A 9,398-nucleotide genomic window follows, 5' to 3' on the forward strand; every position below is an offset into this window, starting at 1 on the left:
GAGCCGGTTCACAAGTTCACAAGTGGGGGCCTTTCAGGGTGACACCGTCGTCGGGCCGGTACAAGGGGCGCGTGACCCGCGAGGGGGGCGTGCGGACCGTCCGGGGGGCGTGCGCGCTCAGTAGCGTTGGTTGAGATACCCCAGCAGCTCGCGGTGGAGCAGACCGTTGGACGCGGCCGCGTTCCCGCCACCCGGGCCCGGGACGCCGTCGAGGCCGGTGAACCGGCCTCCCGCCTCCTGGACGATGATCGCGTTCGCCGCCATGTCCCAGAGCGAGAGCTCGGGCTCGGCGCAGATGTCCACCGAGCCCTCGGCGACCATCATGTACGGCCAGAAGTCCCCGTACCCCCGGGTGCGCCAGCAGGCGCGCGTCAGGTCCAGGAAGCCGTCGAGCCGGCCCTGCTCCTCCCAGCCGGTCAGCGAGGAGTAGGCGAACGAGGAGTCCGCGATGCGCTCCACCTTCGACACCTGGAGCCGGGTCGCGGAGGTGAGGCTCCGGCCGGAGAAGGCGCCCGCGCCCTTCGCCGCCCACCAGCGGCGGCTCAGTGCCGGTGCGGAGACCACGCCGACCACCGGCTGGAAACCGTCCTCACCCGCCTCCATCAGCGAGATGAGGGTCGCCCAGACGGGGACCCCCCGGACGTAGTTCTTGGTGCCGTCGATCGGGTCGACCACCCAGCGCCGGGGCCCGGAGCCCTCGATGCCGTACTCCTCGCCCAGGATCGCGTCGCGCGGCCTGGCCCGGTGGAGATGCCCGCGGATGAGCTCCTCGGCGTGTTTGTCCGCCTCGCTCACCGGTGTCATGTCCGGCTTGGTCTCGACCTTGAGATCCAGAGCCTTGAACCGGTCCATCGTCGCCGCGTCGGCGGCGTCCGCCAGCACGTGGGCCAGGCGCAGATCATCGTGGTAATCGGGCATGGCGTCACAGTATCGACCGGCACCCCTGCGGGCTACACGGGCCCGGAATGCGGAGGGGCGCACCCTTGACAGCGTCCGACGGGGCGTCAACTCTGAACCGAGGGCCCCGGCGCGGGAGGCGGTCATGCCCACGGCGCGAGAAGCACTGCTGGACACCGCGGACACCGCGCTCGCCGCGCGGCCGTGGCCCGAGCTGCGGATGCGGGAGGTCGCGGCAGGGGCGGGCGTCTCCCGGCAGACCCTGTACAACGAGTTCGGGAGCAAGGACGGCCTGGGCCGCTCCCTGATCGGGCGGGCCGCCGACGGCTATCTGGCCGGGGTCGAGGAGGCGCTCGCCACGCATGCGCTCACCGGTCAGGGGCCGGTGGAGCTCGCCCTGTGGACGGTCCGGGCGGCGCGCGGGGACGCCTTGGTCAAGGCCTGCTCTATGTGTATAAGAGACAGCCGCCGTCCCCCGGACCGGCCGTCGGGTGTCGCCCTGGGCGCTGCCGACCCCCTCCGGGCTGCTGGTGCTGGCACGGGACCGGGCGGTTGCCGTCCTGAGGGACGGCTGTCCCCCCGGGGCCGACGCCCGCCTGGAGTCCGTGTGCGAGATCGCGCTCCGGATCGGTCTCTCCTACGCCGTGGTGCCGCCGGTCACCGCTCCCTCCCCGGTCGGATCGGACGCCGTGCGGCTGATCCGTGAGGCGCTGTCACGCCATCCCGCGTGCTGAGCGGTCCGGCGGCGCCGGACCGCGCGGGGCGGGTCCCGGCGAGAAGGAACGGGTGGAGCGTCAGTGCGAGGACCCGGACAGCTGGAGGCCGATCACACCGAGGATCACCAGGGAGATCGACACCAGCTTGAGCGTGGAGACCACGTCGTTCAGGAAGACCATGCCGTAGATCGCCGTCCCCGCCGCCCCGATGCCGGTCCACACCGCGTACGCGGGCCCGACGTCGAGCTTCTTGAGCGACAGCGTCAGCAGACCGAAACTGCCCAGGGCGAACGCGCAGAACGCGATCGTCGGCCAGAGGCGGGTGAAGCCGTGCGACAGCTTCAGGCACACCGCGAAACCGGTCTCCAGCAGTCCGGCGACCACGACCAGCAACCACGCCATCGTCAGGTGCCTCCCAGCTAGGTGACCTTCGTCCCGCTCGGCGATTATGCCCTGACCGACCCCGGTAACTCGCGCATGTGCGCGAGTCGGTCCCGTGCGGTCCCGCCGTCAGTCGCCCTCGCGTCGCTCCCGGGTCGCCAGCAGACGGCGCAGCGAGTCGAGCCGGGCGGGGTCCGCGTGCCCCTCGGCCACCCAGGCGTCCAGGGCGCACTCCGTCTCACGGCTGTCGTGGGTGCAGCCGCGCGGGCAGTTCTCCGCGCCGGGCTGCAGGTCCGGGAAGGCGTTGATGACCCGGGACGGGTCGACGTGGTGCAGTCCGAACGACCGTACGCCCGGGGTGTCGACCACCCATCCGTGACCGTCTCCCAGCGGCAGGGCGAGCGCGGAGGTGGTGGTGTGCCGGCCCCGCCCGGTGACGGCGTTCACCAGGCCGGTCGTACGCCGCCTGTCCTCGGCCACCAGGGCGTTGACCAAGGTGGTCTTGCCCACCCCGGAGTGCCCGACGAAGGCGGTCACCTTGCCGTCCAGCAGTTCGCGCACCCCCTCGGCCGCGTCACCGTTCTCCAGTTCCTCGCGGCTGGTGACGACGTAGGGGACACCCAGCGGTGTGTACGCCTCCAGGAGCTTGTCCGGGGAGGCCAGATCGGACTTGGTCAGGACGAGGAGCGGGGTGAGGCCGCCGTCGTACGCCGCCACCAGGCAGCGGTCGATCATGCGGGGGCGCGGTTCCGGGTCGGCGAGCGCGGTGACGACGGCCAACTGGTCGGCGTTGGCGACGACCACCCGCTCGTAGGGGTCGTCGTCGTCCGCCGTGCGCCGCAGCACCGACGTGCGGCGGCCGATGCGCACGATGCGGGCCAGGGTGTCCTTGTCGCCGGAGAGGTCGCCGACCAGGGAGACCTTGTCGCCCACCACCGCCGCCTTGCGGCCCAGCTCACGGGCCTTCATCGCCACCACGGTGCGGCCGTCGACGAGGCAGGTGAGCCGGCCCCGGTCGACCGTGAGCACCATGCCGTCCTGGGCGTCCTCGTGCTTGGGGCGGGTGTGGGTGCGGGGCCGGTTGCCCTTGGGGTTGGGGCGGACGCGGATGTCGTCCTCGTCGGGGTTCTTCCCGTAGCGGCGCATCGGATCAGGCCCCGGGCCTCTCCGCGGGCGTCCCGAGCGCGCCGGGGGAGACCCCCACCGTGTCCGGGTCGGAGCCGAGCATGCCGGTCCACAGGCCGGGGAAGTCCGGGAGCGTCTTCGCGGTCGTCCCCACGTTCTCCACCTCGACCCCCGGAACGGCGAGGCCGATGACCGCGGCCGCCGTCGCCATCCGGTGGTCGTCGTACGTGTGGAAGGGACCGCCCTGCAGCGGGCGGGGCCGGATCACCAGGCCGTCGGCCGTCTCCGTGACGTCACCGCCCAGGCCGTTGATCTCCTTGGTGAGCGCGGCCAGCCGGTCCGTCTCGTGCAGCCGCAGGTGGGCGACGCCGGTCAGGGTCGAGGGGGAGTCGGCGAGGGCGGCCAGCGCCGCGATGCCCGGGGTCAGCTCGCCGACCTCGCCGAGGTCGACGTCGATGCCGTGGATACGGCCCGAGCCCGTGAAGGTGAGACCGTGTTCGGTCAGCTCACAGGTGCCGCCCATCGCGGTGAAGATCTCCCGGAGCGCGTCACCCGGCTGGGTGGTCCGTCGGGGACCGTGACCCGGCCGCCGGTGACCAGTGCGGCGGCCAGGAACGGCTGTGCGTTGGAGAGGTCGGGCTCCACGGTGAGGTCGCGGCCGAGCAGGGCCGAGGGCGAGACCCGCCAGACGTTCGGCTCACCGCCCGTCTCCGGCTCGTCGACCTGGGCGCCGGCGGCCCGCAGCATGTCGACGGTCATCCGGATGTGCGGCATCGACGGCAGGGCCGAGCCGGTGTGGCGTACCTCCACGCCCAGGTTGAAGCGGGGGCCCGAGAGGAGGAGGGCGGAGACGAACTGGGAGGACGAGGAGGCGTCGACCGCCACCCGGCCGCCGTCCAGCGCGCCCGCGCCGTGCACGGTCAGGGGCAGGGCGCCGCGGCCGTCGTCGTCGATCCGGGCCCCCAGCGCCCGCAGCGCGTCGATCACGCCGTGCAGGGGGCGCTCGTAGGAGCGGGGGTCGCCGTCGAAGTGGACGGGGCCGTCCGCGAGGCAGGCCACCGGGGGCAGGAAGCGCATGACGGTGCCCGCGTTGCCGACGTCGACGGAGGCCGGGCCGTGCAGTCCGGCCGGGATGACCCGCCAGGCCTCGCCCGAGCCGTCCGGGCCCACGCCCTCCTCGATGCCCACGCCCATCGTACGCAGGGCCTCGGCCATCAGCAGGGTGTCCCGGGAACGCAGCGGCCGGCGCAGCCAGCCGGGCTCCGAGGACAGCGCGGCGAGGACCAGGGCGCGGTTGGTGACCGACTTCGATCCGGGCACGGTGACGGTCGCGTCGACGGCCCCGGTCGCATGGGGGGCGGGCCAGAGGGCGGGGTGCACGGAACTCTCGGTCATGCCCCTCACTTTAGTGGCTCACCGCGAAGCCCGAGCCTCAACAAATAGGGCGAAATCCGGTCGTAACGCAAGAGTGGCCCAGGCCGGGACGCCGAGCGGGGCCCCGGGGCCCTCACAGCCCGAGCAGCCAGCGCCCGCCACCGATCAGCGAGCACAGCGACACCGCGTGGAAGAGGAACAGCCACATCGCGGCCGGGGCGTGCGTCAGCCGGGCGAGCTGGTCGGCGTCGGAGTCCGGCGCACCGCCGTGGCGGCGCTTGGACTGGAGCTCGAAGCCGGGGCGCACCCCGCCCAGCAGCAGGAACCAGACCGCGGTGTACGCGAACGCCGACTGGACGTCGGGCGAGGTGAGCCAGGACACCAGCAGGAAGGTGGTACCCGTGAGGATGACCGTCAGCGCCCCGTAGAGATTGCGGATCATCACCAGCATCACCGCGAGCAGCGCGGTGGCCAGCCACAGCAGCAGCGTGATCCGGCCGTCGGCCAGCAGCCAGGCGCCGCCCAGCCCGAGCAGCGGGGGCGCCGTGTAGCCCGCCGCCGCGGTGAGGATCATGCCGGTACCGGACGGCTTGCCCCGGCTCACGGTCAGCCCGCTGGTGTCCGAGTGGAGCCGGATCCCGGAGAGCTGCCGCCCGGTCAGCAGGGCCACCAGTCCGTGGCCGCCCTCGTGGGCGATGGTGATCGCGTTGCGGGAGAGCCGCCATGTGAGGTTCGGCACGACGGCGACGAGCGCGGCGGTGGCCGTCACGACCACCAGCCACTGCTCCGGCGCGGGCTGGGTGCCGAAGACGCGATCCCACAGATCGCCCAGTTCGGTGCTGTCCATGATGCGGGCGGCTCCTAGAGGTACGTGAGGCTGGGTACGTGAGGCAACGGCATCCGCTCTGCTCGCGGATCGTGGCAGTCTGGCACTTATGTGCGGACGGTATGCGGCCAGTCGGCGGCCGGAGGACCTGGCCGGGATCTTCGGGGTCGAGAAGTGGGAACCGGCGGAGACCTTGGAGCCCGACTGGAACGTGGCTCCGACCAAGGAGGTCTACGCGATCCTGGAACGTCCTCCGAAAGACGCGGACGACCGGCGTCCGGTTCGCCAGCTGCGCGCACTGAAATGGGGGCTGGTCCCTTCCTGGTCGAAGTCGCCGGAGGGCGCGGCCCGCATGATCAACGCCCGGGCGGAGACCGTCCACGAGAAGCCGTCGTTCCGCCGCCCCTTCGCGTCGCGGCGGTGCATCCTGCCCGCCGACGGCTACTACGAGTGGATGACCGGCGCCGACGAGCGGCAGCTGGAGGAGAAGGGGAAGCGGAAGCGCCCGCGCAAGCAGCCCTACTTCGTGGCACCCGCCGACGGTTCCGTCTTCGCGATGGCCGGGCTCTACGAGTTCTGGCGCGACCGCGCCCTGCCCGAGGACCACCCGCGGGCCTGGTGGGTGACCTGCTCGGTGATCACCACCGAGGCGGAGACCTCCCCGCTCGCCGTGGCCCCCGGCGAGGGGCCGTCCACGCTCGCGGACATCCACCCCCGGATGCCGCTGATGCTGCCGCCGGACCGCTGGGACGACTGGCTGGATCCCTCGCACACCGACGTGGAGGAGCTCCGGGCGCTGCTGGAGCCGCCGCCCGGCGGGCTGATGCGGGCCTACCCCGTCGGCACCGCCGTCAGCAACGTCCGGAACAACGGCCCGCAACTCCTGGAGGAACTGGCCGCGCCTGAGCTCAGCACGCTCTTCTGACCGGGCAGGATGGCTCCGTGAGCGCTACAGAGACCGGAAGCGGGACCGAGACCGTCGAGACCGGGGCAGGAGTGGCCAGGATCACCTGGCTGCCCGCACGCGGTGCCCGGCTCGTGCTCGCCGTCGGCCACGGGGCGGGCGGCGGCATCGAGGCCCCGGACCTGCGGGCACTGGCCGCCGTGCTGCCCGAGCGGGGGGTGAGCGTCGCGCTGGTGGAGCAGCCCTGGCGGGTGGCGGGGAAGAAGGTCGCCCCCGCGCCCCGGACGCTGGACACCGGTTGGCGGGGGCTGTGGCCCGCGCTGAGCGCCCCGGGTCTGCCGGTCGTCGCGGGCGGACGCAGCGCGGGCGCCCGGGTGGCCTGCCGCACGGCCGCCGGACTCGGCGCCCACGCGGTGCTCGCGCTGAGCTTTCCGCTGCACCCGCCGGGCCGGCCGGAGAAGTCGCGGGCGGACGAACTCCTCGCCACCGGGGTGCGCACCCTCGTCGTCCAGGGCGGCCGCGACCCCTTCGGGCGGCCCGCCGAGTTCCCGCCGGGGGAGCACCGGCTCGTCGAGGTGCCCTACGGCGACCACGGTTTCGCCGTACCCAAGAAGGCACCGCTGACCCGGGATCAGGCCCTGGACGTCCTGACCGGCGCGGTCGGCGACTGGCTGGACGGGCTGCCGTAGGGGCGGAGCCCACCTCACCCCGCGGGCCGCCGGGACCCGGGAATGCGGCGTGCGGGACGGCTGTTGTGACAGATGTCGGTACAACAAGTCGTACGTGGAAGAGGGAGTCCGTCGCATGGGTTCGACCATCTGCCCGCGCCGCTCGAACACCGCTGATCTGGAGTGGACGGTGCTGCATGCGGCGAGGACCGCTCCCGGGCGCGCCGCGGCCGGAGCCGATCGACAGCCCGCGCGGGAGCAAGGTCGACTATTCTCCGATGCGAGCGGGTCCGGTTTCGGCTCCGCCACTTCGTTGGAGGAGGTGGGTCCGGTCACTGGGACCGACACAGGGACCGACGACGGCCGCGCGAAGGAGACGACCGCCGAGCGCAACGCGCGCTTCGAGCGGGACGCCCTGGGATATCTCGACCAGATGTACTCGGCCGCGCTGCGCATGACGCGCAACCCCGCGGACGCCGAGGACCTGGTCCAGGAGACGTACGCCAAGGCCTACGGCTCCTTCCACCAGTTCCGTGAGGGCACGAACCTCAAGGCGTGGATGTACCGCATCCTCACGAACACCTTCATCAACTCGTACCGCAAGAAGCAGCGCGAGCCTCAGCGGAGCGCCGCCGAGGAGATCGAGGACTGGCAGCTGGCGCGCGCCGAGTCGCACATGTCGACCGGTCTGCGCTCGGCGGAGTCCCAGGCGCTCGACCACCTGCCCGACTCCGACGTGAAGTCCGCCCTGCAGTCGATCCCCGAAGAGTTCCGCATCGCCGTCTATCTCGCCGATGTCGAGGGCTTTGCCTACAAGGAGATCGCGGACATCATGGGGACACCCATCGGTACGGTGATGTCCCGGCTGCACCGTGGCCGCCGCCAGCTGCGCGGCATGCTGGAGGACTACGCGCGCGAGCGCGGACTCGTCCCGGCCGGTGCCGGTGAGTCGGACGACAGGAAAGGCTCGGCCTCATGAGCTGCGGAGAGCCGCACGAGACGGATTGCTCAGAGGTCCTCGACCATCTCTACGAGTTTCTCGACCATGAGATGCCCGAGGGCGACTGCACCAAGTTCGAGGTGCATTTCGAGGAATGCTCCCCGTGCCTGGAGAAGTACGGCCTGGAGCAGGCGGTCAAGAAGCTCGTGAAGCGCTGCTGCGGTCAGGACGACGTCCCGAGCGACCTGCGCTCCAAGGTGATGGGCCGGATCGAACTGATCCGCGCGGGCGAGACCGTCCCCGAACAGGACGTGGCCGTGAGCGACGCCGACAGGCCGGCCGCCACCGCCGAGTGACATGCCCCGGGTGGCCGGACGCCCCGGGGCCGTCGGCCGACAGCCCGCGTGAGGTGTCCCACCGTGTCACCCGAAGGTGCTAATCCGGCCCGTTGAGGCCCTGTGCGACCCCCAACTCGCTAGCCTGGCGCCTTCATTGACCAGGCTGGGGGCGATCGGTGCGGGTGCGGAGCACACCGGGGGCGGCGCGCCTCTACATCCTGGGCGCGTCCACGGGCGCCGGACTCTGCGCGCTGCCCGCCCTCACCCCCGGGGCGGACACCCCTTGGGGCACGCTGGCCCTCCTCGCCGCACTCTGCCTGGCCTGCGAACTTCCCGCCCGCTTCTTCCCCTTCTCCGGTGGCTCCCGCCCGGCCGGGGCCGGGTCCTTCTTCCCGCTGCTGCTCGCGGCCGTCTTCCTGCTGCCCCCCGCGGCCGCCGCCCTGGTCTCCATACCCGGGTCACTGGCCGGGCGGGTCGAGCAGCCGCCGGTCGCGGCCCGGCGTGTGTGGCGGGCCGCCCAGCTCGCACTCGCCATGGGGTCCGCCTCGTGGGCGTACGCGCTTCTGGAGGGCCCGGCCAGTCTCGGCGGCCCCGGGGGGCGGGCGGCGCCCGGCCTGCCGTACGCCCTGCTGCCCGCCTGCGCCACCGCGCTCGTCTTCAGCACCGTCCTGGCCGCCCTGGACGGCGGGATCCTGGCCACCGCCGAGCGGGTCCCGCCCCGGCACGCCTGGCGGGGGCTCCACGCCTCGGTGGGGCCGCACCTGGTCCACGCCCTCGCCGGGCTGATGATGGCCGTGCTGTGGCGCAGCCCGTACGGGCCGGTGTCGGCGCTGGTCGTGCTCCTGCCGATGTACATCTCCTGCTGGGTCTTCGCCCAGTACCACCGGCAGCACGCCGCGCACCGGGCCACCATCCGGGCCCTCGTCCAGGCCGTCGACATCAAGGACGGGTACACCCGGGGGCACAGCGAGCGGGTGGGCCGCGCCTCCGAGCTGATCGCCCGTGAACTCGGCATGGCCGAACGGCGGATGGAGGCACTCCGGTTCGCCGGCATCCTGCACGACGTCGGCAAGCTCGGGGTGCCCACCCGGGTCCTGCGCAAGGACGGCCCCCTCACCCCCGAGGAGCGCCGGATCATCGAGCTGCACCCGGAGTACGGCCACGAGATCGTCCGGGGCATCGGCTTCCTGGACGAGGCGCGCGCCGCGATCCTGCACCACCACGAACGG

Annotated in this window: 10 protein-coding genes and 1 pseudogene; 6 read left to right on the plus strand and 5 right to left on the minus strand. The window is 72.6% G+C overall.

Annotation, left to right across the window (positions count from 1 at the left end; genetic code table 11):
* Positions 1 to 117: 117 nt before the first annotated feature.
* The gene (gene hisN, locus IH13_RS0110080) at positions 118 to 918 is read right to left on the minus strand and encodes a histidinol-phosphatase (RefSeq protein ID WP_031083034.1); all 801 of its coding nucleotides are present in this window, start codon (positions 916 to 918) and stop codon (positions 118 to 120) included.
* A gap of 124 nt (positions 919 to 1,042) precedes the next feature.
* Here hisN and IH13_RS40665 point away from each other — a divergent pair, with 124 nt between their 5' ends.
* Positions 1,043 to 1,603: a TetR/AcrR family transcriptional regulator gene (locus IH13_RS40665; RefSeq protein WP_234433262.1), complete on the plus strand. Its 561-nt coding sequence runs from the start codon at positions 1,043 to 1,045 to the stop codon at positions 1,601 to 1,603.
* A gap of 88 nt (positions 1,604 to 1,691) precedes the next feature.
* Here IH13_RS40665 and IH13_RS0110090 read toward each other — a convergent pair whose 3' ends face one another.
* From IH13_RS0110090 to IH13_RS0110105, 4 genes and pseudogenes are all read right to left on the minus strand, one after another.
* Positions 1,692 to 2,015 carry a DMT family transporter gene (locus IH13_RS0110090; protein WP_031083036.1) on the minus strand — a complete coding sequence of 108 codons (324 nt, stop codon included), beginning with the start codon at positions 2,013 to 2,015 and terminating at the stop codon, positions 1,692 to 1,694.
* A 108-nt stretch (positions 2,016 to 2,123) separates the two neighbouring features.
* On the minus strand, positions 2,124 to 3,140 hold the full coding sequence (rsgA, locus tag IH13_RS0110095; RefSeq protein WP_031083037.1) for a ribosome small subunit-dependent GTPase A: 1,017 nt from the start codon (positions 3,138 to 3,140) through the stop codon (positions 2,124 to 2,126).
* A gap of 4 nt (positions 3,141 to 3,144) precedes the next feature.
* Positions 3,145 to 4,514 (minus strand): annotated as a pseudogene (gene aroA / locus IH13_RS37145) (3-phosphoshikimate 1-carboxyvinyltransferase).
* A 112-nt stretch (positions 4,515 to 4,626) separates the two neighbouring features.
* Positions 4,627 to 5,340: a M50 family metallopeptidase gene (locus IH13_RS0110105; RefSeq protein WP_031083039.1), complete on the minus strand. Its 714-nt coding sequence runs from the start codon at positions 5,338 to 5,340 to the stop codon at positions 4,627 to 4,629.
* Between the two features lie 88 nt (positions 5,341 to 5,428).
* On the opposite strand from IH13_RS0110105, the gene IH13_RS0110110 reads away from it, so the two are divergent.
* The 5 genes from IH13_RS0110110 to IH13_RS0110130 form a co-directional block, all read left to right on the plus strand.
* Positions 5,429 to 6,244 (plus strand): SOS response-associated peptidase, encoded by an 816-nt coding sequence (locus tag IH13_RS0110110; RefSeq protein ID WP_031083041.1) that lies wholly within the window; start codon positions 5,429 to 5,431, stop codon positions 6,242 to 6,244.
* Between the two features lie 17 nt (positions 6,245 to 6,261).
* Entirely contained in the window at positions 6,262 to 6,912 is a 651-nt protein-coding gene (locus IH13_RS0110115; protein ID WP_031083043.1) for an alpha/beta hydrolase family protein, read from the plus strand.
* A gap of 301 nt (positions 6,913 to 7,213) precedes the next feature.
* Positions 7,214 to 7,870 carry a sigma-70 family RNA polymerase sigma factor gene (locus IH13_RS0110120; RefSeq protein ID WP_031083045.1) on the plus strand — a complete coding sequence of 219 codons (657 nt, stop codon included), beginning with the start codon at positions 7,214 to 7,216 and terminating at the stop codon, positions 7,868 to 7,870.
* Positions 7,867 to 8,187 (plus strand): mycothiol system anti-sigma-R factor, encoded by a 321-nt coding sequence (gene rsrA, locus IH13_RS0110125; protein ID WP_031083046.1) that lies wholly within the window; start codon positions 7,867 to 7,869, stop codon positions 8,185 to 8,187. Before IH13_RS0110120 ends, rsrA begins: the two co-directional genes overlap by 4 nt.
* A 164-nt stretch (positions 8,188 to 8,351) precedes the next feature.
* A partial coding sequence (locus IH13_RS0110130) for an HD-GYP domain-containing protein (protein WP_031083048.1) occupies positions 8,352 to 9,398 on the plus strand: 1,047 nt, incomplete at its 3' end.

The organism is Streptomyces sp. NRRL WC-3549 (assembly GCF_000721935.1).
In the GTDB taxonomy this organism is placed as follows: domain Bacteria; phylum Actinomycetota; class Actinomycetes; order Streptomycetales; family Streptomycetaceae; genus Streptomyces.

What these genes read in the sequence shown, in the direction of transcription:
- rsgA (WP_031083037.1), bottom strand. Translation starts at nt 3,140, where the DNA reads ATGCGCCGCTACGGGAAGAACCCCGACGAGGACGACATCCGCGTCCGC.
- IH13_RS0110090 (WP_031083036.1), bottom strand. Translation starts at nt 2,015, where the DNA reads ATGGCGTGGTTGCTGGTCGTGGTCGCCGGACTGCTGGAGACCGGTTTC.
- IH13_RS0110110 (WP_031083041.1), top strand. Translation starts at nt 5,429, where the DNA reads ATGTGCGGACGGTATGCGGCCAGTCGGCGGCCGGAGGACCTGGCCGGG.
- IH13_RS40665 (WP_234433262.1), top strand. Translation starts at nt 1,043, where the DNA reads ATGCCCACGGCGCGAGAAGCACTGCTGGACACCGCGGACACCGCGCTC.
- hisN (WP_031083034.1), bottom strand. Translation starts at nt 918, where the DNA reads ATGCCCGATTACCACGATGATCTGCGCCTGGCCCACGTGCTGGCGGAC.
- IH13_RS0110105 (WP_031083039.1), bottom strand. Translation starts at nt 5,340, where the DNA reads ATGGACAGCACCGAACTGGGCGATCTGTGGGATCGCGTCTTCGGCACC.
- rsrA (WP_031083046.1), top strand. Translation starts at nt 7,867, where the DNA reads ATGAGCTGCGGAGAGCCGCACGAGACGGATTGCTCAGAGGTCCTCGAC.